Consider the following 22,028-nt stretch of genomic DNA (forward strand, 5'->3'; position numbering starts at 1 on the left):
CACCTCTTACGCCGGATAAAGAACAAAGGGGCCCGCGCGATGGCGGGCCGCTTGGCGTTTGTGTTAATGCCCTGTCAGCGGTCCATGTGATAACAGGCTGCTGTCTGCTCTGGCCGAACCAGCTCCGTCGGCGGCATTTCCTTGCGGCAGATATCCGTGGCCTTCCAGCAGCGCGGAGAAAACACGCAGCCTGGCGGGGGATTGAGCGGCGAGGGCGGGTCGCCTTGAAGCCGGATGCGTTGTCGGTTGCGTGCCAGCTTCGGATCAGGCACTGGTGCTGCCGAGAAGAGCGCCTGTGTGTAAGGATGCGCCGGCCGGTCAAAAACGGTGGCGCAATCGCCAGCTTCGACTACCTTTCCGAGATAGAGCACAAGCACATCGTCCGAGATCAGCCGCACAACCGAAAGGTCGTGGCTGATGAAGATCAGGGTCAGCCCGAACTCTTTGCGGAGTTTGCGCAGCAGGGTGATCACCTGCCCCTGGATCGACACGTCGAGTGCCGAGACCGGCTCATCGCAGATGATGAGCTTCGGCCGCGTCACGACAGCGCGGGCGATGCCGATACGCTGCGCCTGCCCGCCCGAGAATTCGTGCGGATAGCGGTTGATCATCTCCGGCACCAGGCCGACGGCACCCATGATTTCCCGGACGCGCGCCACGCGTTCCGCTTTGGTAAGCTTCGGCTCGAAGACGGTCAGCGGTTCGGCAATGATATCACCGACGGTCATGCGCGGGTCGAGGGAGGCGATCGGATCCTGGAAGATGATCTGCATGTCGCGGCGCGCTGCCCGCATCTCTTCGTCCGAAAGATCGAGGAGATTGCGTCCCTGCCACAGGATGCGGCCTTTCTGCGACTTCAAAAGACGCAGGATCGAGCGCCCAAGCGTGGACTTGCCGCAGCCCGACTCGCCGACGATCCCGAGCGTCCGACCTTCGCTCAGGTCAAAGCTGACATTGTTCACCGCAGTCAGCTTCATCGGTGGTCTGAAGAAGCTCTTCGACGGAATTTCAAACTGGGTGGTGAGGTTCTCGACCCTCAGAAGCGAACGGTCAGCCATGGCTCAGAACCTCCTCACGGCGCGGGAAAGGATGGAAGCAGGCCGCGGAATGGCCCTTCGCCAACATCTCAAGTTTCGGCGACGCGTCGATACAGTCGTTCTGGACCATGGGACAGCGCGGCGAGAAGCTGCAGCCCTTCGGCAGATGCTGCAGGTTGGGCGGGCGGCCGGGAATGACGGCGAGCTGATCGACGTCTTGGTCTGGCCGCGGGATGGAAGCGTGCAGCGCAGCCGTATAGGGATGCGCCGGTACCTCGAAGAGCTCGTCGACCGGTGCTTCCTCGACGATCCGCCCGGCATACATGACCGCAACGCGATCCGCGAGGCCGGCGACAACGCCCAGATCATGAGTGATCATGACAAGCGCCGTGTTCATTTCCGCGGTCAGGTCGTTGAAGAGATCAAGGATTTGGGCCTGGATCGTAACGTCGAGCGCGGTCGTCGGCTCGTCGGCAATGAGCAGCTTCGGTTTCGTCAGCAGTGCCATCGCAATGACGATGCGCTGGCGCATGCCGCCCGACAGTTCGTGTGGATAAAGGTTGAAGCGTCGCGTTGGATCAGGGATGCCGACCCGCTTCAGCATATCGAGCGCCTCGTTGGAGGCAGCGCGCGCCGTGAAGCCCCGGTGAACCTCAAGCTGCTCCGTCAATTGCCGGGAGATCCGCAGCGACGGATTGAGCGCGGTCATGGGGTCCTGGAACACCATGGCCATGTCCTTGCCGCGGACATGGTCGAGTTCCCGCGGCTTTAGCGCCAAGACGTCCTTGCCTTCCAGCAGTGCCTGGCCACTGGTGCGGCCGTTCTTGGCAAGCAGCCCCATCACGCCGAGGAAGGTCTGGCTCTTGCCCGACCCCGACTCGCCGACGATTGCGACACGCTCGCCGCGACGGATCGACAGGTTCATGTTGGATACGGCCTTTACCTCGCCATCCGGCGTCGCAAAGGTGATCGAATAGTCTCGCAGTTCGAGAAGCGTATCGTTTTTTATTTCTTGTTGCATTTATCGATCCTTCGGGTCGAACGCGTCGCGCAGACCGTCGCCGATGAAAAGCAGGCTCATCAGCAGGGCGACGAGGAAACAGGCCGGGAAGACCAACAGCCACGGCATGCTTTCCATGGCGTCGGTGCCCTCGGCAATCAGCGTGCCGAGCGATGTCAACGGTTCCTGAACACCGAAACCAAGATAGGACAGGAAGCTCTCCGTCGCGATGATTTCTGGGACCGTCAGCGCAGCAAAGATCACCACCGGCCCGACAAGGTTCGGGATGATGTGCTTGAGGATAATCTTGAAAGGCTTCTGGCCGGATGCCCGGGCCGCCTCGATGAACTCGCGGTGCTTGATTGACAGCGTCTGTCCGCGCACGATTCGGGCCATCGTCAGCCATTCCAGCGCACCGATTGCTGCAAACAGCAGGTAAACGTTGCGGCCAAACACGACCATCAGCAGGATGACGAAAAGGATGTAAGGCAGCGCATACATGATATCGACAAAGCGCATCATGATCGCGTCGAGCCTGCCGCCGATATAGCCGGAAATCGCGCCGTACAGCACCCCGATCACCACCGAAACGATGGTGGCGGTCGCCGCAACGGCAAGCGAAACACGGGTGCCGTAGAGCACGCGGGCCAGCAGGTCGCGGCCGTTCGGATCGGTTCCGAAATAGTGGCCGCTTTCCATATCAGGCGGCATCCGGAACGCCGCCCAATCCGGCTCCTCATAGTCGAACGGAATGAGGTATGGCCCAAGAAATGCTGCGAGGATGAGAAGCAGCAGCACAACGATGGCAACGACGGCCGCCTTGTTGCGGGAAAGACGACGCAGGGCATCGCCGGTGAGAGAGCGGCTCTTGTGCGAGAGCCCTTCGGCCTCGAGAAGTTCGGCCGCAAGCAGCTCTCTTTTTGCGGGATTGAGGATCATCGGTTTCTCACTTTCGGATCGAGCCACGCATAGGCGATGTCGACGAGAAGGTTCAGGATGACGATCAGCACCATGTAGAAGATGACCGTGCCGAGAACCATGCCGTAGTCGCGATTCAGCGCGGCGTTGACGAAATAGCGGCCGATGCCGGGCAATCCGAAGATGCTTTCAACGACGAGCGAGCCGGTGAGAAGGTAGCTGGCCGCCGGGCCGAGATAGGAAACAACCGGCATCATGGCGGGCTTGAGAGCGTGGCGCATGACGGTCAGCCGCGGGCCGATGCCCTTGGCTTTTGCCGTGCGGATGTAGTTCTGGTTCATCACTTCGATCATCGAGCCGCGGGTCATGCGCGAGATACGGCCCGCATGCGGCAATGCCAACACAACGATTGGGATGACGAGATATTTGAACGAGCCGTCGCCCCACCCGCCTACAGGCAACCAGCCGAGGTGGATGCCGAGAATCAGCTGCAGGATGGGCGCGATCAGAAAGTTCGGAAGAACCAGGCCGACGAGAATAAGCAGGCCGAGGACGTAGTCAGGCGCCTTATTCTGATAAAGCGCCCCAAGACAGCCGACTGTTACGCCGATGAGGATGGCAAGGATGAAGGCGAGGCCGCCGATCGTGAACGTGTAAGGCAGGCCGATCATGATCTGCTGGGCAACACTGAAGTCTTCGTTGGCAAAGGATGGGCCAAGATCGCCCTTCAGGACGTCGAAGACGTAGATCAGGTATTGTTCGATCAGCGGCTTATCGAGATTGTAGTGGGCCGCGAGGTTCTTCAGGATCACCGGCGGCAATGGCCGCTCGCCATCGAAGGGGCCGCCGGGAGCAAGGCGCAAGACAAAAAAGCTGAGTGTCACGGCGATCCACATCACGGGGATCGTCGACAGCAGGCGACGGAGTGCGTATTTGATCATGGTCGTGGATCGGCCCTTCCCACATCGAGCGGGAAGGGCCGGTGTTCCTTATTCTTTAACCGACAGCCAGCGCGTGCGATGGATGTCCTGAATGTTGTCGACGAAGCCCTGGACCTTCGGCGAAACGACGTTCTTGGAGACGTAATAGTAGAGCGGAATGGCGGCACTGTCATCGAGTGCCAGCTGTTCGGCCTGCTTGAAGATCTCCGCACGCTTCTTCAGGTCGGTCTGTGCGTTCGCTTCCTTGACCAGCTTGTCGTAGTCGGCGTTGCTCCAGCGGCCATAGTTCATCGAAACGCCGGAAACGAGCAGACCGAGGAAGTTGTCCGGATCGTTGTAGTCGGCGATCCAGCCAGCACGGCCGATTTCCACCTGGCCATGCTGCATTTCGTCGTAATGCACCTTGGTTTCGGTGTTGTAGAGCTCGATCTGGACGCCGAGCGGCTTCCACATCGAGGCGATCGCGACAGCCACGCGCTTGTGGTTGTCGTTGGTGTTGTAGCGGAGCTGTGCCTTCAGCGGGTGGTCAGGTCCGAAGCCTGCTTCCTTGAGCAGCTTCTTCGCCTCTTCCACCTTGTCCTTGTAAGGCATGTCCTTCCAGCTGACATAGGCCGGATCGCCGTAGTTCGACGTGCCCGGCGGGACCCAGGAATAGGCCGGCAGTTCGCCGGTGCCGAGGATCTTCGGGCCGATGACTTCGCGGTTGACGGCCATGGACAGGGCCTGGCGGACGCGCTTGTCGTTGAATGGCGGCTTGGTGGCATTGAGCACGTAGTAGTAGCTCGCCAGGAACGGCGTGACGTGCGCCTGACCCGGCAGGTTCTTCTTCATCCACTCGTACTGGTCGGTCGGGAAGTCGGTCATGATGTCGAATTCGCCGGCGCGATAGCGCTTCAGAGCCGCTTCCTGGTCTTCCAGCGTGAAGAACTTCACGCCGTCGATCTTCAGGTCCTTCTCGCCGTAATACTGGTCGTTCTTGACAGTCGTGACCGACGCACCCGGAATCCATTCGGTCGGCTTGTACGGGCCATTTGTGACGATGTTGCCGATCTTCACCCAGTCGGTGCCCTTTGCTTCGACCACGTGCTTTGGCAGCGGGTAGGCGGTGTAGTGCATCAGCGAGTTGATGAAGTAGGGCGTCGGGTTCTCGAGCGTGATCTCGAGCGTCTTGTCATCGATCGCCTTGACGCCGAGCTGGCTGAAATCGGTGATCTCGCCCTTGTTGATCTTTTCCGCGTTCTTGATGGTGAACTGCAGATAGGCGTATTCGGCGGCGTTCTTTGGGTCAACGAGGCGCTGGAAGGCGAAGACGAAGTCGCCCGCCGTTACCGGCTGTCCATCCGACCACTTGATGCCGTCGCGAAGCTTGAAGGTATAGACCTTGCCATCGGGGGAAACCGTCCAGCTTTCCGCCTGTCCCGGAACCGGATCATCCTTCGGATCTTCGGTGACGAGACCTTCGAAGATGTCGCCGGCAATGCGGTTTTCATAGTCGCTCGACAGCTTCTGTGGGTCGAGGGACTGCGGGTCGCCACCATTGTGGATGTTGAGTGTGGCCGCATGGGCCGAAACGGCCAGCAGCGAGCCAAACACTGCTGAAGCCAGGAATTTCTTCGTCAGAAAGTTCATATGGGGGCCACCTTTCTAGGCTTTGCGCCTTTTATTAGTCGTTTGTTCCCGTGACCAGTTTACGTTCAGGTCAGCGCGCAACCTATCGTAAAGGTCTGCCGTTGCAAGCCCCCAAATGAAATGGCGAGCGACGCCTTCTGTAGCCGTAATTTTTACGGCGCAGTCCCTCAGCCGGCTACAGAAAGAGGGATTTTGAGCCGTTCCGGCCGCGTTAATCAACAACGGCCATACTTCGGAAAATCAATCACTGGTTGAATAAGCTGACGCTAGCCGGCTCAACATTTTCTGCTGTTGCAGAGAATTGCACTGATAATTCAATGGCAAATGCGTCCCTTTGACATCTGTTTGCGACATGTAGTCGCCATTGTTTTTGAAATGTGGCGTTGTCTGAGGAGGTTCGGCGAAAGGCGCCACGCCAGAACATGCAAAAGGACTTCCGGAGGCGAAAAAGACAAACGGCGGAAACATGCCGCAGGCACGGCTGACTGCCCACTAGAGTTGCCCAGGCGATATCCACACCCGAAGAGGTTCGGCAATCTTTCGGACCTCAAAGTCCTAAGCGCAGGCGTGCGACAACAAGGGACAAGCGGTACCGTTCAGGCGCCGCTTTGCGCCGAAGGTCAAAGGATCCGCAGCGTCGGAATCGCGACGACGAAGCGTCCGCCCCGTTCCCGGATGTAGCCGTTCGACCTAACGATCTCCTCCGTCAGATTCCAGGGGAGGATGACGAGATAGTCCGGCTTTGCGGCTTCTAGGTGGCTCGGCGGATGGACAGGGATATGGCTCCCAGGCAGCAACTTGCCTTGCTTGATGTCGCTGCGGTCGACCACGAAGGCGATGTCGTCGGCGGTGACGCCGCAGACGTTGAGAAAGGTGTTGCCCTTGGCTGCGGCGCCATAGGCGGCGACCGTCTTCCCCTCGGCCTTGGCGCGAGCAAGGAAGGCCTTGAACTCCTGGCACACGCCTTCGATCCGCGATCCGAACCGCTCATACGTCGCCATCTGCTTGAGACCGAACGCCTCTTCCTTTTTCCGGAGGGCGACAAGTCTGTCCGTCACAGCACGTGTGCCCTCTGCCTTCTGTGCGAACACGCGCAATGAACCGCCGTGCGTTGGAATTTCTTCGACATCGAAGACCTTCAGTCCGCAAGCACCGAAAATGCGTTCGACGGCGAGCAGCGACATATAAGAGTAGTGCTCGTGGTAGATCGTATCGAACTGGATTCCATCGATCATCGTCAGAAGATGCGGGAATTCGAAGGTCGAGACGCCGTCGGGTTTCAACAGGATGGCGAAGCCGCCGACGAAGTCAGCGATATCAGGTACGTGCGCCAGGACATTGTTGGCGGCCGTGACGTTGGCGCGCACGCCGCTCGCGACCAGCGCCGTGGCAGTCTCCTTGCCGAAGAAAGCGACCTTGGTCGGCACGCCCCGGCTCTCGGCAATCTTTGCGGCATTTGCGGCCGGCTCCACGCCGAGCACGGTGATGCCCTTGGCGGCGAAGTATTGCAGGAGATAGCCGTCATTCGAGGCGACTTCGACCACCGTCGAATCCGCTGAGAGCCCGAAGCGCTCGGCCATCATCTCGGCATAACGCTTGGCATGCTCAAGCCAGCTCGTCGAGAACGAGGAGAGGTAAGCGTAGTCGGCATTGAAAATTTCGTCAGCCGGCACGTTCTCGGTTGTCTGAACCAGAAAGCACTCCGAGCAAACCATGACCTTCAGCGGAAAGGAGCGCTCCTTCGCAATCGCGGCCGCGTCGGGCAGAAAAGAGTTGGACCACGGTGTCGATCCAAGATCCGCGACAACGGTCGTCAGCGGCGCTGAGCAGAAACGGCATTGGTGAGACATGTGGTTAGGCGCCTTTCGTGAAAGCATCAATCTGGCCAGTGACGAGCGAGAGCGCATCTTCGCCCCGGCGCCACTGATCGTACCAGCGCGCGGCCCAGTCTATGGCTTCCGCTTGGCTCAGCCTTGCCCGCCAGGAAAGAGAACGGCTAGCCTCAGCGGGATCAAGGCCCAGCGCGTGCATCTCGCGCGGCTTGTCTGCCGCTGACGTATCCTGCCAGGTTTGCCCGAGCCCCATGGCTGTCTGGACGGATGACGCCACGACACCAACGGGGATTTGCGCTTCATCAGGCGAAGGCCCGAAATTCAGCGATTCCGCCGACGCGGCCCCGCTGTATAGCGCTTCGCAGAACAGGAAATAGCCGTTCAAGCAGTCGAGGACGTGTTGCCATGGGCGCGTCGCCAGCGGGCTGCGAATATCAAGAATCTTGCCGGCGATGGCGGCGCGGACGATGTCCGGAACCAGGCGGTCTTCCGAGAAGTCGCCGCCGCCGAGCACGTTTCCGCCGCGCGCGGTGCCGACATGCACGCCTTTTGAGCGGAAGAAGGAGTCCCTGTAGGTCGCGGCTGCAATCTCGGCCGCAGCCTTCGAGCCGGAGTAGGGGTCGTGCCCACCAAGCCGATCGGTTTCGACGAAATGCCGTCCGCTTTCGTCGTTGCTGTAGACCTTGTCGGTCGTAACAACCAGGACGGCCTTGAGCGCCTCAAGCGAACGCGCCGCCTCCAACAGGCGTACCGTCCCCATGACATTGACGTCGAAAGTGTCGACCGGCTCAAGATAACTGCGCCGAACCAGCGGCTGTGCCGCCATATGCAGGATGATATCGGGATTGCAATCGTTCAGTGCTTTGGTAAGCGTCGTTCCGTCGCGGATGTCGGCGATTGTCTCGGCGGTGAGACCAGCGCTGCCGGCAAGCCCATGCAGTGATGGCGTCGTTGCTGGTGAAAGCGCATAGCCGACCACCTCGGCGCCGAGCCGGGAAAGCCATAGCCGCGCCCACGTTCCCTTGAAGCCGGTGTGACCCGTGAGGAAGACACGCTTTCCCGACCAGAAGCGCTGATCCGGAAGCCTGCTCATGACCAGACTTTCCATGGGGCATGGCCGCTCTGCCACAGCTCTTCGAGCTGGTTCTTGTCGCGCAGCGTATCCATGGGCCGCCAGAACCCGTCATGCGGGAAGGCCATTAGTTGGCCGTCGGTGGCGAGGCTTTCGAGCGGCGCTGCCTCGAACGGCGTTAGGTCTCCCTCGATACGATCGAGCACGGACCGGTTGAGCACGAAGAAGCCGCCATTGATGCGCCCGTTATCGCCCGCAGGCTTTTCGGTGAAGCTCGTGACTTTTCCATCGTCGGTCAGCAGGGCGCCATACCTTCCCGGCGGCACGACGCTCGTCACCGTCGCCTCGCGTCCGTGCCTTAGATGAAATTCCGTCAGAGCCTTGATGTCGACGTCAGCCACGCCATCGCCGTAGGTGAGGCAGAATGTGTCATCGAGATAGTTCGCGACACGCTTCAGGCGCCCGCCGGTCATCGATCCCTCGCCTGTTTCGACAAGTGTCACGCGCCAGGGCTCGGCCTTGGTGGCGTGGTAGGTCGTCTCGCCGCGCTCCATGTCGAAGGTCACGTCTGCCGAATGCAGGATGTAGTTCGCGAAGTATTCCTTGATCATGTAGCCGCGGTAGCCAAGGCAGATCACGAAATCATTGAAGCCGTAGTGGCTATAGATCTTCATGATATGCCAGAGGATCGGACGACCTCCGATCTCGATCATCGGCTTGGGCCGCAGATGGCTCTCTTCGGAAATGCGGGTGCCGTAACCACCAGCGAGAATGACGATTTTCATGTAGGGTTCCTGGCCTGAGAACGCCGCCTCTGGGAGTTCTATCTGTGTCGCTTCAGAAAGCCGTCGGGGGCCACGGTGATCATAAGCTTCTGATCGATCGCCCGGTCGATCTCGAATTCAGGATGCGTTTCGAGATACTTCCACACAGCCGTTTTCGGATTGTCGCCCGGTCCCCAGGATCGGTCTGGATACGCGTCTTCAGGCATATCTTCGATTAGCGTGTCGAAGACGACGCAATAGCTGCCGACCGAGGTCAGGGGCGCATAGGCCTCGAGCTCCGCCAGCACGTGGTCATGGGTGTGGTTGCTGTCCAGGCACACAAGAACGCGCTTGAAGGGCTTGGCGATCCGATGGACCTCGTCGATGACGGTCTGGTCTATGCTCGACCCTTGAATCATCTGAATGCGCGACGCCATCGGATGCGCTTCGATTGCCGTCCGGTTGTGCGTGCGGATATCAATATCGATGCCGAGAACACGTCGGTTCGAAGCGCGTGGGTCAAAGCTGACGCCGGCTTCCATCGCATCGGTCATATCAAGGAGCGCAAGCATGGATGCGCTGAGGATCAGCGATCCGCCATGTGCGATCCCGGTTTCGATAATCAGGTCTGGACGCGTCTCCCAGATGATCTCCTGCATGGCGACCATGTCCTGGGGGTACTGGATAATTGGGCGACCCATCCAGAAGTAGTTATAGGAATATTTCGGCTCGACGGACTTGCGCAGGAAATCGGAAGCGCTTCGTTTGAAGTCCTCGTTGCCTTGGATCGCGACAATGCGGTCGGCGACTTCGCTCTTGAAATCAGCCACGGTCGACCTCGACATAGTTGTAGGCGTTGTTGGACATTTTCTTGATCTCTTCAGAGTAATTGCGATTCATCACGTAGATATCGGAGCCTGGCGGCAGTCCGGGCAGCACCGCGTTCGGGGATTGAACTTTCAAGCCGGTCAAAGGCAGGAACTTGCCTTGCTTTGAAGGGTTGATGTCAATCACGGCGGTGACGGGACGGCCTTTTCGCTCCCGCAAAAGCGAAAATATCACGCCCTTCGAAGCACCACCCCAGACCACCGCTGTTTGGGTTTCGCCGGGGCTGATGCTCTCCAGCTTCTCGACGAAGTCCGCGGGCATTTTTACGCGGTCGTTCTGGTCGATCATCGGTTGGCGCAAAGTTGCCAGGTCCGCGACGACGTAGAGATACTGGCCGCCGAAGATTCTTCCGCTTGCTACAACGGTCCCGAACATTCGGTGGAAATCCGAAAGTCTGAAATAGTTGACGTGTTCGTAGAAGACGTCAAACCATGCCCGCTGCTCGCAGATCCAATCAAAGCAGGGAACCTCGATGTAAATGTATCCGCGCCCGCCGTTGGCTTCCTTCAGTTGGCCGAGGAAAGCGACCGGGTCCGGAATGTGTTCCAGGACATGCCGGAGGATGAGGCCGTCGCTCTCAATACCGCTGCCGGGCTGGAAATACTCCTGGCGAATTCGGCTGTTGGTGCCTTCATACGCAGGATCGAAGCCGGTTATCTCGACCCCGCGCTCTTCCAGCATCTCAAGGAAAAGCCCCTTGCCGCAGCCGACCTCAACGAGGTTCTTCTCGCCCATGTTCGCGGTAATGATTGACGCGACTTCCTCCAGATGGCGACGAAACATTGGGCTCAGGCCCTGCTCGTTCTGGTAAGATGTGTCATAGACCATCAGGTCGGGTTGGAACGCTGCGTTGCGGACGAGACCCGTGCGCACATCTTCCACCAGGCAGATGTCACCTTTCGGCGAGCCGAGGGCATCCTCCAAGGTGTCGTACATTCTGTTCTGAAAGATCGGCAGACCCCGCTGCTCGTAAAGCACGCGGACATCCGTTGGTGCTGCATTCAAGGCTATGGCACTCCCAAGACGACGGGCGGATCGACAAGATTGTCGGGCCGCGCCCCAAAATTTAGTAGGTCTCGCCGACCATACTGATCGGCGATTCGTTCCGCGAGTTCCCGCACCGTCACAGGAACGCCGGAGCAGACGTTGATAGCGCCCGTGGCTTTTCCGAAGATGACGTCGCATATGCGTGCGGCAGCATCATGGACATCCATGAAGTCGCGGACCTGCCTTCCCTCTGTGAGGTCTGCCCGCTGCCCCGCCTCGAGCGATTTTTTGAGATATGGCACGAAGCGACGCTCATCTTCGCCGTCTCCATACAAATAGAACAGGCGACACCACGCAAACTCGACGCCTTGGGCCGGCAGCCACTGCGAGAGCGCCATGAACGCCGCCGCTTTGGCAGCCGCATAGGGCGTAAGCGGCTTCAATGGTGTGTCAATCGAAAGCTTGCCGAAGCTAACGTCATATTCAAAGCACGTGCCAATGCCGACAAATCGGCGCACGCCTACCCCGGCTGCGGCCCTTGCCATCGTCAGCGTGCCGGAAAGGCAGTCCAGATTTTCCGGCGCCGTGAGATATTTTCCAGGCTCCGCGTACCACGCCAGGTGAATGATCGTATCGATCCCGGCAAGGGTATCTTTCCACCAGCCTTCGCTCTCGGAAAAAGGAGACGGGCTTTCCACGATCTCAATCGCTTCGACGTCCCGCAGCTTTTCGACGGCTTTCGGTCGAAGGACCACACGCAAGTCGGTCCCCTGCGCGACAAGTGTGCGCAGGACGTGTTGGCCCACGAACCCGGAGGCTCCGGTGATAAGTACTTTGCCCAAATCAGTGCTCTCGAACAGTGGCTGCTAATGAGCCCTTTTTGGGTGTGAGGTCAAGTTTGCGCGGGTTGAAACAAGGCGATAAAGCATTCTGTCGGCTATCCTCAAACGTTCCGGTCGAGTTCCATGTCCCGTTTCAATCGCATCCCGACTGCCCTCAGCAATCTCCTCGTCGTCGAGCGTCAGCGGCTTGGCGATGAGCGCGGCTTTTTCTCGCGCTTCTTCTGTACCGAGGAGCTTTCGGATTTCGGCATCGGTCGCATCGCGCAGATCAATCACACGATGACGCAGGCGAAAGGGGCCATTCGCGGAATGCATTTCCAGCGTGCCCCGCACGACGAAGCGAAGTTCGTCTCCTGCCTCGCCGGGGCCGTCTTCGATGTCGCAGTCGATCTTAGGCCGCAGTCGCCAACCTATCTCATGTGGCATGGCGAGGTTCTCTCCGCCGAGAACGCGCGGTCAATGATGATCCCGCCGGGTTTTGCCCATGGTTTCCAGACGCTGACGGAAAACTGCGAACTGATTTACCTGCACGACAAGCCATACGCGCCGGGAGCCGAGGGCGGCGTCAACGCGCTCGATCCGAAGATCGCCATCGGCTGGCCGCTGCCGGTCGAGCAGATGTCCGAGAGGGATCGCAATTTCCCGATGCTCTAGGGGAGCATCTGCCGGTGCGTTTGTCGTTCGCGGTGGGCGGGTTTGACGCCGGACTGACTGCCGCTAGATTGAGCACGGCGAAAAAGGAGGACGTGATGAGTGAAGTCGATCTGCCTTGGGAGGGCGGCTGCCGATGTGGGCGCGTGCGATTGAAGATCAGCGCCAAGCCGCTTTTGACCATGGCCTGCCATTGCACGGGCTGCCAGAAGATGTCGTCGAGTGCCTATTCGCTGAGTGCCGCGATCCCGGCGGAAGGCTTCGCGATTACGGAAGGGGAGCCAGTGGTCGGCGGTTTGCACGGCGCCGAGGCGCACCATTATTTCTGCGGCCACTGCATGACCTGGATGTTCACGCGATCGGAAGGAATGGACTGGTTCGTCAACCTCCGCCCGACGATGTTGGACGATCCGCGCTGGTTCAAACCGTTTATTGAGACCTGGACGCGTGAAAAGCTGCCCTTTGCCGAAACCGGCGCAGCCCGCAGCTATGAGGCGCTACCGGAGATGGACGCCTATGAGGGATTGGTGAAGGAATACATGGCCTGCAGCTGAGGCATGTCGCAGCCCGGCCATGCGCGCCGGCCGGGCTGGATGTTGGTTCCTTACTCGTCGCCCATCTTGAGCGCGGCGATGAAGGCTTCCTGCGGAATCTCCACCTTGCCGAACTGGCGCATGCGCTTCTTGCCTTCCTTCTGCTTATCCAGAAGTTTGCGCTTGCGGGTGGCGTCACCGCCGTAGCACTTCGCCGTCACGTCCTTGCGCAACGCCGAGATCGTCTCGCGGGCAATGACGTTGCCGCCGATCGCGGCCTGGATCGGGATCTTGAACATGTGCTTCGGGATCAGCTCCTTCAGCCGCTCGCACATGTCGCGACCGCGCTTTTCGGCAGACGCGCGGTGGACGAGCATGGACAGCGCATCGACCGGCTCGCCGTTGACGAGGATCGACAGCTTCACGAGGTTGCCTTCGCGATAACCTTCGAGGTGATAATCGAACGACGCATAGCCCTTCGAGATCGACTTCAGGCGGTCGTAGAAGTCGAAGACGACTTCATTGAGCGGCAACTCATAGGTAACCATGGCGCGCGTGCCGACATAGGTGAGTTCGGTCTGGATGCCGCGACGGTCCTGGCAGAGCTTGAGAATGCCGCCGAGATAATCGTCCGGCGTCATGATCGTCGCCTTGATCCACGGCTCGCGGATCTCGTCGATCTTGACGACATCCGGCATGTCGGCCGGGTTGTGCAGTTCGCGCTCGCTGCCGTCGGTCATCGTCAGCTGGTAGACCACCGAAGGCGCAGTGGCGATCAGGTCGAGGTCGAATTCGCGCTCAAGGCGCTCCTGAATGATTTCAAGGTGCAGCAGGCCAAGGAAGCCGCAACGGAAGCCGAAGCCGAGAGCCGCGGACGATTCCATCTCGAAGGAGAAGGAGGCGTCGTTGAGGCGAAGCTTGCCCATCGCGGCGCGCAGATCTTCGAAGTCGGCGGCATCAACAGGGAAGAGACCGCAGAAGACGACCGGCTGTGCTGGCTTGAAGCCCGGCAAGGCCTGCGCGGTCGGGCGCTTGTCCTCGGTGATGGTGTCACCGACGCGCGTGTCGGCCACTTCCTTGATCGATGCGGTGATGAAGCCGATCTCGCCGGGGCCGAGGCTGTCGACATTGACCATCTTCGGTGTCAGCACGCCAACACGTTCCACCTGGTACTTGGCGTCCGTGCCCATCATGCGGATCGTCTGGCCCTTTGTCAGAACACCGTCGATAATGCGGACGAGAACCATGACGCCGAGATAGGTGTCATACCAGCTGTCGACGAGCAGTGCCTTCAGCGGAGCCTTCTCGCCGCCCGGGCTCTTCGGCGCCGGCAGCTTCGCAACGATGGCTTCGAGAACGTCGGGGATACCGAGACCAGTCTTGGCCGAAATCAGCACGGCCTCGGAGGCGTCGATGCCGATGACTTCCTCGATCTGTTCCTTGATGCGGTCCGGTTCGGCCGCCGGCAGGTCGATCTTGTTGAGGACGGTGACGAGCTCGTGATTGTTGTCGATCGCCTGATAGACGTTGGCAAGCGTCTGGGCTTCCACGCCCTGCGACGCATCGACGACCAGCAGCGAACCTTCGCAGGCCGACAGCGAGCGCGAGACTTCGTAGGCGAAGTCGACGTGGCCGGGCGTGTCGATCAGGTTCAGGATATAGGTCTCTCCATCCTTGGCCTTGTAGTGCAGGCGCACCGTCTGGGCCTTGATGGTGATGCCGCGCTCGCGCTCGATATCCATGTTGTCGAGCACCTGCTCGGACATCTCGCGCTCGGCGAGGCCGCCCGTCGATTGGATCAGGCGGTCGGCAAGTGTCGATTTGCCGTGGTCGATGTGGGCCACGATCGAGAAGTTGCGGATATGGGAAAGCGGAGTGGTCGGATTGGTGCTCATGCGCGCCATATAGCAGCGCCGCCCCTTGCCGCAAAGCGGAAAAGCAGGGGTTCGTTTACGATAACTCGCTGTTTCTCAGGCGGAAACTTGGCGCTTGATTCCATGATCAGACTATGTATTTCTATTATAGTAGAAATACTGGATCGAATAATGGAACAGGAACTGGAAAAGGCGATCGCCATTCGCATCCGCAAGCTGCGGGTGCAGAAGAATATGACGCTCGACGACCTCGCCAACGCCTCGGGTGTCAGCCGTGCGATGATCTCGCGGATCGAACGTGGTGAAGCTAGCCCGACAGCCTCGCTGCTCGCGAGAGTTTGCGCAGCGCTCGGTTTGTCGCTTTCGGCGTTCTTTGCCGAGGAGGGTGAGGCCTCGCCGCTGTCGCGCCGGCAGGAGCAGCAGGTCTGGAGGGATCCGGAGACGGGCTACCTCAGGCGCTCCGTCTCGCCGCCCGGCGCCGCGTCCGATGTCGACATCGTGGACGTCGAGTTTCCGCCAGGCGGTCGCGTCAGTTTTCCTCCGCACGCCGCAAGCAGCGGTATGGCCCAGCACATTTGGTTGTTCGATGGCGAGATGGAAATGACGACGGGTGACACGGTCTACCGGCTGCTGCCGGGCGACTGTCTTTTCATGCCGGTCGGTGAAGGCCATGTTTTCCATAACCCCGGCAACATTCCTGCCCGCTATTGCGTCGTGCTCGACCGGCGCGGGCGCTAATTCATTTCAGGAGAAAAAGTGATGACAGCAATGATCCGCCTTCTTGACGCGGCACAGGCCCGCATGGCGATACCAGACCTTTGCGAGGTGCTGACCGACTGCGTCAACGGCGGCGCCTCCGTCGGCTTCATGCAGCCCTACACCCATGCCGATGCGGAGCCCTATTGGCAGGGCGTTGCAGATGCCGTTGCTTCAGGCGCGACGCTGCTCTTCGTCGCCGAGATTGAAGGCCGGAGCGTCGGCACGGTGCAGGTCGGTGCGGCGCAGATGCCGAACCAGCCGCATCGCGGCGATCTGAAGAAACTGCTGGTGCATCGCTCCGCGCGCGGCAAGGGGTTGGCGCGCGTGCTGATGGTTGCGGCTGAACGCGAAGCGGCCGCGCGCGGCAAGACGCTTCTGGTGCTTGACACCGCAACCGGAAGCGACGCCGAGGCGATCTATCCACGGCTTGGCTGGGAGCGGGTGGGGGTCATCCCGGACTATGCGCTGTGGCCGGAAGGTGGCCTCTGCGCCACGACGTTTTTCTACAAGCGTGTTGCCTGAACTGGCTTAGGCGGGCTTCCGCTTCGGATCGTCGAGCGCCGGGTTGTAGAACAGCGATAGCGTCAGGCTACGGGCGATCCGCTCCGCGGTTGCCATGAACCAGGCTTTGGCCTCGGGGTTCGGGGCGATATCGCTAAGCGTCTCGGAAAACAGCGCCAGCCATTGGGGGAAAAGATCGGCAGACAGGTTCGCGACACCGGTATGCGCCTGCACTGGCTTGCCGCCATAGGCGCCGCTGCGCAAAGCGACCGACGACCAGAAACTCTTCATTTTCTGCATATGCTCCGGCCAGCGACCGGAGAGCCTGGCATCGAATACTGGCCCAAGCGTCGGATGCTGGAGCACCCGGCCGTAGAACGTCTCGACCAAGTGATCGATGAACGCATCATCGATCCCCATCGCCTTCATTTCGGCTTCTGCGCGCTCGCGGATGGCGGCCACATGCGCAGCACGGCCCTGTATTTCGGTATCCATCATGAACTCCGGCACGTCGCAACCCGCGACTCCGGACATATAGACGGTCGACGCCCCAAGATGAAGGCACTGCGACGCAATGCAGCATTGCGCGTCAATAGACGTTTCTGTTTTCGCTTCTGGGATCATCGACGATCTTCTCGCGATAGATGTCGCCCGCTCGCGCCTTCAGCCGCCAAGGCCGGGCCTTCCGCAGCGGGATGTCGTAGACAGGGTCGTCGCGATCGAGAACCGCCGTCACCAGGCACGGTTCGGGCGTTGCGGGACACTGCGCCACCCATTTTCCGTCCGGGCCGATGATGCCGGCCGGCCCTTTGGGTGCCTTCTGGACCGGCGTCGCAGCGCCGATCCAGATGCAGTTCAGCCCCGCATGAGCGCGAAGCGCGATCTGGAAGTACTCGGCAAGGCCATACGAGGAAAAAAGCACGGCATCGACGCCGAGCGTCTCATATTCTTGAAACACCTCCTGAAATTGAGATTCGATGCAGATAGCGCAGCCAAATCGATATTCGCCTACGGCGAAAGTGATGGGTGCGGTGCCTGGAGAATACCAACCGCCGAGTTCGCTGTTCGACAGGTACCTCTTGTCGTAGCGGGTGAGAAGCGCTCCTTCTTCGGAGAAGACGTAGAGGCTGTTGTGCGGCGGGCGGCCTTCCGCCAGCCGATGCGCTCCGCCGACGACCGCACAGATGCGAAGGTTGCCGCAGAGATCGGCGATCGCCCTCAGCTCCGCCTCCTGCCTGCTCCAATCGAAGCTCCTCCAGTCGTCGGGATGCATGATCTGGAACTTCGAGTAGCCCGAAAGTGAGCCCTCACAGAAGTTGATGACACGCACGCCGCCGGCGGCCGCGGCTGCTATCATGCTCCGGATTGCGCTGCCGTTCGCCGCAATGTCGGGAGAAACCAGGGTCTGTGCTGCGGCAATCTTCAACGGTCCGCCTCTCATGATTCGGCCCGCATCTTCCGCTGATTTGACGCAGCGTGGAAGCCGGCTATGGCGTGACGCCACGCAGCACGCCGATCAGTGCCTTTCCATCGGTGAAATAGGGATCGCCGCCGCCGTTGCGACCGGCCTTGGTGGCGCCGATCCCGGCAATCTCGTAGGTCGACGACACTTGCCCGGCCGTCTGAAGATCTCCAATAACAAGATTCCGCTCGGCATCGACATCAGGAGCGATGTGATGGGTGATCTGGCCGGTGTCATGGCTGAAACCAACACCGCGATCAAAGCTCGCCGAGCCGAGCCACACCGGGCGCCCATCTTCACCGCTCTTCTTGGTTTCCCAGAAACGGACGTGATGGCGTTCGTCGGCGCTCTTGCCGACGGCCTTTTCAAACGCCAGATCCTGTTGGCGTCCCTCGAACAGCAACGGGCTCACGGGAGCGTCGAGGTCGGGCCGATCGAGCACGACACTCAATCCAATTTCTGCCGATGTTCGTAGCGTGATCTTGTCAGCCGGATCCCATCCAGCCGACGCGAATGCCCGGAGCACGTCCTCCTTTGCGCCGACAAGCCCGACATTGATGGGATCGCCGGGAATGTCCTGTTTGGTGGTGGTCACCATTGGGCCAAATTCCGCGACGCGGCTGGCGTCGCGATGAATCCATATTTCAGGCATGAAGAAATAGGCGACGACCAGATACGCAACCAACAGGATCGCCACACCGCCGCCCACTATCCGCGTTTTCGTCAACTGTCTCATCGAAGTCCCCCCGGCCTCGGCGTTATCATACGACCCTCTGACGATGACGCCAACGTGCACTCTTCCGTCGCGTTGTATCTGTAGCGGCGTCGAACCCTTGCCATCCGCTCTCGTTGCGCTTAGCTCTCGGACACCACGAATCCGGATATCGAATGCCGCACAAGGTCTCCCTGTCCCGTCTGAAGTTGACCGACTTTCGCAATTACGCGTCTGTCTCGCTGTCGTTCGACGGTCGGCATGTGGTGCTGACTGGAGACAACGGCGCCGGCAAGACCAACCTGATGGAAGCCGTCTCGCTTCTGTCGCCGGGTCGCGGCCTGCGCCGCGCCACTTATGGCGACATCACCCGTGTTGGCGCGACCGCCGGCTTCTCGATCTTCGCGGAGCTCGCTGGCATGGACGGTGAGGTGGAGATCGGCACCGGCGTCGATACCACCGACGACAGCGCCTCCCGCCGGCTGCGGATTAACGGCACGCCGGCAAAATCAGCCGACGAACTGACCGATCACCTCCGCCTTCTATGGCTGACGCCCTCGATGGACGGGCTGTTCACTGGTGGCTCGTCCGAGCGCCGTCGTTTCCTTGATCGGCTCGTCCTGTCGCTCGATCCGGCCCACGGCCGCCGTGCCAGCGATTTCGAGCGCGCCATGCGCAGCCGCAACAAGCTGCTCGACGAACGCCGCTTCGATCCTGCCTGGCTTTCCGGCCTCGAGCAGCAGATGGCGAGCCTCGGCATTGCGATGGCGATGGCACGGCAGGAGATGTTGGGCCTTCTTGCACGCCTCATCGACGAAACGCACGAAACCTCGCCCTTTCCCGCCGCGACGCTGGAGCTTGCCGGCTTCATGGATGGCCAGTTCTCGCGCCCCGCCGTCGATCTTGAGGATGAGTATGCCGCCATGCTCGCGGAGAGCCGCTACCGCGACGCCGCGGCTGGTCGCACGCTCGACGGCCCCCATCGCGTCGATCTGCTTGTCCGCCACCAGCAGAAGCAGATGGAAGCATCGCGGTGTTCCACAGGCGAGCAGAAGGCCCTGCTGGTCGGGCTGATCCTCGCCCATGCCCGGCTGGTCGCCAATCTCACCGGCCACGCGCCGGTCCTGCTGCTTGATGAAATCGCCGCACATCTCGATGAAGGCCGGCGGGCCGCCCTCTTCGACCTCATTGACGCCCTCGGCGGTCAGGCTTTCATGACGGGAACCGACCGTGCCATGTTCTCGGCCCTTGGCGAGCGCGCGCAATTTTTCACCGTTGCTGACGGAAAGGTTTTCGAATGACCTGTGCCGCTTCCCCCTCAACCGAAGGCCGTGCTAGCATCGCGCCCATGGAGCCCCTAAGCCCGGAAGAAATCGCGCGATATCAGCGTCATATCCTGCTTCCCGAGATCGGCGGTGCAGGCCAGCAGAAACTGAAGGCCGCCCGCGTGCTCGTTATCGGTGCGGGCGGGCTCGGGGCGCCGGTCCTGCAATATCTCGCAGCCGCCGGCGTCGGCACGCTCGGCATTGCCGATGACGATCGGGTTTCGCTTTCCAACCTGCAGCGGCAGGTGATCCATGATTCGGGAACGGTGGGCGAGCTGAAGACAGACAGCGCCGCCTTCGCGATTGCCCGCTTGAACCCGCACGTCAACGTGATCCGTTTTGAGGAACGCTTTTCGCCGGATTCTGCGCGCCGCCATCTATCCGGCTTTGATCTCCTGATCGATGGCTCCGATAATTTCGATACGCGCTATACGGCAGCTGACGCTGCCGAGGCGGCGCAAATCCCGTTGGTGACCGGCGCTGTTGGTCGCTTCGATGGCTCCGTCACGGTTCTGAAGCCTTATGCGGTGGCCGAAGACGGGACGCCGAATCCGACCTATCGCGATCTCTTCCCCGAGAAGCCGCCCGCGGGACTGATCCCGGCCTGCGCCGAGACCGGAATTATCGGCGCGTTGACCGGAGTGATCGGCACGTTGATGGCGATGGAAGCGATCAAGCTCGTAACCGGCACCGGTGAGCCGTTGATCGGCCGGCTATTGCTCTACGATGCGCTTGCCGCCCGCTTCGACACGATCCGCTACAAGCGCCGCCGCTCAAGGCAGAGCCAGGCATCATGAACATCGTCCGCATCGATGAGGATTTTCAGCGTTGGGACGAGCTGCTGGCGCTGATCCTGTCGTCGTTCGCCTATATGAACGATCGCATCGATCCACCGTCCTCCGCCTCGAACCTCACGCGGGCGACGCTTGCCGACAAGGCCCGCGTTGAAATCGCCTATGTGGCGATGGAAGGCGAAACCTTGTCTGGCTGCGTCTTCTTGCGACCGGAAGAGGGCTGTCTTTACATCGGCAAACTGGCGATTGCTCCGGTTTCGCAAGGTCGAGGCATTGGCCGTAGGCTTTTGGCGGTCGCGGAGCAGACGGCACGAGACCGGGCACTGCCGTCACTCCGGCTCGAAACACGAATCGAACTCGTCGAGAATCATGACGTTTTCGCGCGCTGGGGATTCGAGAAGACCGCTGAAAATGCCCATCCAGGCTTCACAAGAACAACGTCGATCGAGATGCGCAAGGCGATCTCGGCTTAGCGGCCCGGCAGCACCCGGTTTGGCGGGCGGTGACCATCGATGAAGGTCCGTATATTGATGATGACCTTATCGCCCATGTCGATGCGGCCTTCGATCGTTGCCGAACTCATGTGCGGCAGAAGCACGACCTTGCCTTCGTTGGCCAGCTTGACGAGCTTCGGATTGACCGCAGGTTCGTTCTCGAAGACGTCGAGACCCGCACCGGCAAGCTTTCCTTCCCGCAAACTCTTGATCAGCGCCGCCTCGTCGATCACGTCGCCGCGGGCGGTGTTGACCAGGTAGGCGGTCGGTTGCAGCAAAGCCAGGCGGCGGGCCGACAGCAGGTGAAATGTTGCCGGAGTCGAGGGGCAGTTGATCGAAACGATGTCGACGCGGGCAAGCATCTGGTCGAGGCTCTCCCAGTACGTCGCTTCCAGCTCGTCTTCGGTCGCGGGGTTCACGCGCTTGCGGTTGTGATAGTGAATCGAAAGGCCGAAAGCCTTGGCGCGGCGGGCAACGGCGGTGCCAATTCGCCCCATCCCGACGATTCCGATGCGCTTGCCGTGAATACGTCGCCCAAGCATCCAGGTCGGCGACCATCCAGCCCATTCGCCCGGCTGATCGGTCAGCACGCGTGCACCTTCGCCAAGCCGGCGCGGCACCGCGAGAATGAGCGCCATCGTCATGTCTGCCGTGTCTTCAGTCAACACGTTCGGCGTGTTGGTCACGGTGATGCCCTTGCGGGCCGCCGCCTCGACGTCGATGTGGTCCGTGCCGTTCGAGAAGCTGGCGATCAACTTCAACTGCGGTCCGGCTTCCTCGATCACCGTAGCGTCGATTCGGTCAGTCACGGTTGGAACCAGCACGTCGGCGCTCTGGACTGCGGCGATCAGCTCGGCTTTGGAGCGCGGCGCATCGTCGATATTGAGTTCCGCGTCGAAGAGTTCGCGCATGCGCGTTTCGACCGCATCGGGCAGCTTCCGCGTGATGTAGACCTTCGGTTTTTTCTTCGTCGTCATGTGCGCCGGCGCTAACTTGTAAAGAGGTCCTTAACC

At 60.5% G+C, this 22,028-nt stretch carries 23 protein-coding genes; 7 read left to right on the plus strand and 16 right to left on the minus strand.

Annotated features, from left to right (window positions below):
* Nucleotides 1-74 precede the first annotated feature (74 nt).
* The 11 genes from FHT76_RS22790 to FHT76_RS22840 all read right to left on the minus strand — a co-directional run bounded on the left by FHT76_RS22790 (nucleotide 75) and on the right by FHT76_RS22840 (nucleotide 11,910).
* Nucleotides 75-1,058, minus strand: a complete 984-nt coding sequence (locus tag FHT76_RS22790) for an ABC transporter ATP-binding protein (protein ID WP_183863183.1) — start codon at nucleotides 1,056-1,058, stop codon at nucleotides 75-77.
* Nucleotides 1,051-2,058, minus strand: coding sequence for an ABC transporter ATP-binding protein (locus FHT76_RS22795; protein WP_183863185.1), 1,008 nt, complete (start codon nucleotides 2,056-2,058; stop codon nucleotides 1,051-1,053). Before FHT76_RS22795 ends, FHT76_RS22790 begins: the two co-directional genes overlap by 8 nt.
* A complete protein-coding gene (locus tag FHT76_RS22800) occupies nucleotides 2,059-2,976 on the minus strand; it encodes an ABC transporter permease (protein WP_114710431.1) in 918 nt (305 codons plus the stop codon).
* On the minus strand, nucleotides 2,973-3,896 hold the full coding sequence (locus tag FHT76_RS22805; protein ID WP_016552174.1) for an ABC transporter permease subunit: 924 nt from the start codon (nucleotides 3,894-3,896) through the stop codon (nucleotides 2,973-2,975). Before FHT76_RS22805 ends, FHT76_RS22800 begins: the two co-directional genes overlap by 4 nt.
* 48 nt (nucleotides 3,897-3,944) lie before the next feature.
* Entirely contained in the window at nucleotides 3,945-5,525 is a 1,581-nt protein-coding gene (locus FHT76_RS22810) for a peptide ABC transporter substrate-binding protein (RefSeq protein WP_183863187.1), read from the minus strand.
* A gap of 620 nt (nucleotides 5,526-6,145) precedes the next feature.
* Entirely contained in the window at nucleotides 6,146-7,375 is a 1,230-nt protein-coding gene (locus FHT76_RS22815) for a class I SAM-dependent methyltransferase (RefSeq protein WP_259126329.1), read from the minus strand.
* Nucleotides 7,376-7,379: 4 nt separating this feature from the next.
* A complete protein-coding gene (gene rfbG, locus FHT76_RS22820) occupies nucleotides 7,380-8,450 on the minus strand; it encodes a CDP-glucose 4,6-dehydratase (protein WP_183863191.1) in 1,071 nt (356 codons plus the stop codon).
* Nucleotides 8,447-9,214: a glucose-1-phosphate cytidylyltransferase gene (rfbF, locus tag FHT76_RS22825; RefSeq protein ID WP_183757761.1), complete on the minus strand. Its 768-nt coding sequence runs from the start codon at nucleotides 9,212-9,214 to the stop codon at nucleotides 8,447-8,449. Before rfbF ends, rfbG begins: the two co-directional genes overlap by 4 nt.
* A gap of 38 nt (nucleotides 9,215-9,252) precedes the next feature.
* Complete coding sequence (locus FHT76_RS22830; RefSeq protein WP_210296709.1) at nucleotides 9,253-10,038, minus strand: cephalosporin hydroxylase family protein; 786 nt, start codon at nucleotides 10,036-10,038, stop codon at nucleotides 9,253-9,255.
* Nucleotides 10,016-11,086, minus strand: coding sequence for a class I SAM-dependent methyltransferase (locus FHT76_RS22835; protein ID WP_259126330.1), 1,071 nt, complete (start codon nucleotides 11,084-11,086; stop codon nucleotides 10,016-10,018). The genes FHT76_RS22830 and FHT76_RS22835 overlap by 23 nt, the downstream gene beginning before the upstream one ends.
* A 2-nt stretch (nucleotides 11,087-11,088) precedes the next feature.
* Nucleotides 11,089-11,910, minus strand: a complete 822-nt coding sequence (locus FHT76_RS22840) for an NAD(P)-dependent oxidoreductase (protein ID WP_183863195.1) — start codon at nucleotides 11,908-11,910, stop codon at nucleotides 11,089-11,091.
* Nucleotides 11,911-12,033: 123 nt separating this feature from the next.
* Here FHT76_RS22840 and rfbC point away from each other — a divergent pair, with 123 nt between their 5' ends.
* The gene (gene rfbC / locus FHT76_RS22845) at nucleotides 12,034-12,564 is read left to right on the plus strand and encodes a dTDP-4-dehydrorhamnose 3,5-epimerase (protein ID WP_183757767.1); all 531 of its coding nucleotides are present in this window, start codon (nucleotides 12,034-12,036) and stop codon (nucleotides 12,562-12,564) included.
* A 95-nt stretch (nucleotides 12,565-12,659) separates the two neighbouring features.
* Entirely contained in the window at nucleotides 12,660-13,115 is a 456-nt protein-coding gene (locus FHT76_RS22850; RefSeq protein ID WP_183863197.1) for a GFA family protein, read from the plus strand.
* A 50-nt stretch (nucleotides 13,116-13,165) separates the two neighbouring features.
* Here FHT76_RS22850 and lepA read toward each other — a convergent pair whose 3' ends face one another.
* Nucleotides 13,166-14,998, minus strand: coding sequence for a translation elongation factor 4 (gene lepA, locus FHT76_RS22855; protein ID WP_183863198.1), 1,833 nt, complete (start codon nucleotides 14,996-14,998; stop codon nucleotides 13,166-13,168).
* Nucleotides 14,999-15,139: 141 nt separating this feature from the next.
* Between lepA and FHT76_RS22860 the strand changes: the two genes are divergently transcribed.
* The gene (locus FHT76_RS22860; RefSeq protein WP_183757772.1) at nucleotides 15,140-15,706 is read left to right on the plus strand and encodes an XRE family transcriptional regulator; all 567 of its coding nucleotides are present in this window, start codon (nucleotides 15,140-15,142) and stop codon (nucleotides 15,704-15,706) included.
* A gap of 21 nt (nucleotides 15,707-15,727) precedes the next feature.
* Nucleotides 15,728-16,249: a GNAT family N-acetyltransferase gene (locus tag FHT76_RS22865; RefSeq protein WP_183863200.1), complete on the plus strand. Its 522-nt coding sequence runs from the start codon at nucleotides 15,728-15,730 to the stop codon at nucleotides 16,247-16,249.
* A 6-nt stretch (nucleotides 16,250-16,255) separates the two neighbouring features.
* Here FHT76_RS22865 and FHT76_RS22870 read toward each other — a convergent pair whose 3' ends face one another.
* The 3 genes from FHT76_RS22870 to FHT76_RS22880 all read right to left on the minus strand — a co-directional run bounded on the left by FHT76_RS22870 (nucleotide 16,256) and on the right by FHT76_RS22880 (nucleotide 18,426).
* Nucleotides 16,256-16,723, minus strand: a complete 468-nt coding sequence (locus tag FHT76_RS22870) for a group III truncated hemoglobin (RefSeq protein ID WP_183863542.1) — start codon at nucleotides 16,721-16,723, stop codon at nucleotides 16,256-16,258.
* A gap of 94 nt (nucleotides 16,724-16,817) precedes the next feature.
* Entirely contained in the window at nucleotides 16,818-17,669 is an 852-nt protein-coding gene (locus FHT76_RS22875) for a carbon-nitrogen hydrolase family protein (RefSeq protein WP_259126334.1), read from the minus strand.
* 46 nt (nucleotides 17,670-17,715) lie between these two features.
* Nucleotides 17,716-18,426, minus strand: coding sequence for an LssY C-terminal domain-containing protein (locus FHT76_RS22880; RefSeq protein ID WP_183753812.1), 711 nt, complete (start codon nucleotides 18,424-18,426; stop codon nucleotides 17,716-17,718).
* Nucleotides 18,427-18,578: 152 nt separating this feature from the next.
* Between FHT76_RS22880 and recF the strand changes: the two genes are divergently transcribed.
* Genes recF through FHT76_RS22895 form a run of 3 tightly spaced genes read left to right on the plus strand, consistent with a single transcriptional unit; the run spans nucleotide 18,579 to nucleotide 20,994 of the window.
* Nucleotides 18,579-19,703 (plus strand): DNA replication/repair protein RecF, encoded by a 1,125-nt coding sequence (gene recF, locus FHT76_RS22885; RefSeq protein WP_183863202.1) that lies wholly within the window; start codon nucleotides 18,579-18,581, stop codon nucleotides 19,701-19,703.
* Nucleotides 19,700-20,524: a molybdopterin-synthase adenylyltransferase MoeB gene (locus FHT76_RS22890; protein ID WP_183753808.1), complete on the plus strand. Its 825-nt coding sequence runs from the start codon at nucleotides 19,700-19,702 to the stop codon at nucleotides 20,522-20,524. Before recF ends, FHT76_RS22890 begins: the two co-directional genes overlap by 4 nt.
* Entirely contained in the window at nucleotides 20,521-20,994 is a 474-nt protein-coding gene (locus FHT76_RS22895; protein WP_183863204.1) for a GNAT family N-acetyltransferase, read from the plus strand. Before FHT76_RS22890 ends, FHT76_RS22895 begins: the two co-directional genes overlap by 4 nt.
* Here the strand turns inward: FHT76_RS22895 and FHT76_RS22900 are convergent.
* Entirely contained in the window at nucleotides 20,991-21,992 is a 1,002-nt protein-coding gene (locus FHT76_RS22900) for a D-glycerate dehydrogenase (RefSeq protein WP_114710473.1), read from the minus strand. The two genes, FHT76_RS22895 and FHT76_RS22900, sit on opposite strands and share 4 nt — an antisense overlap.
* Nucleotides 21,993-22,028: the final 36 nt, after the last annotated feature.

The organism is Rhizobium sp. BK176 (assembly GCF_024808055.1).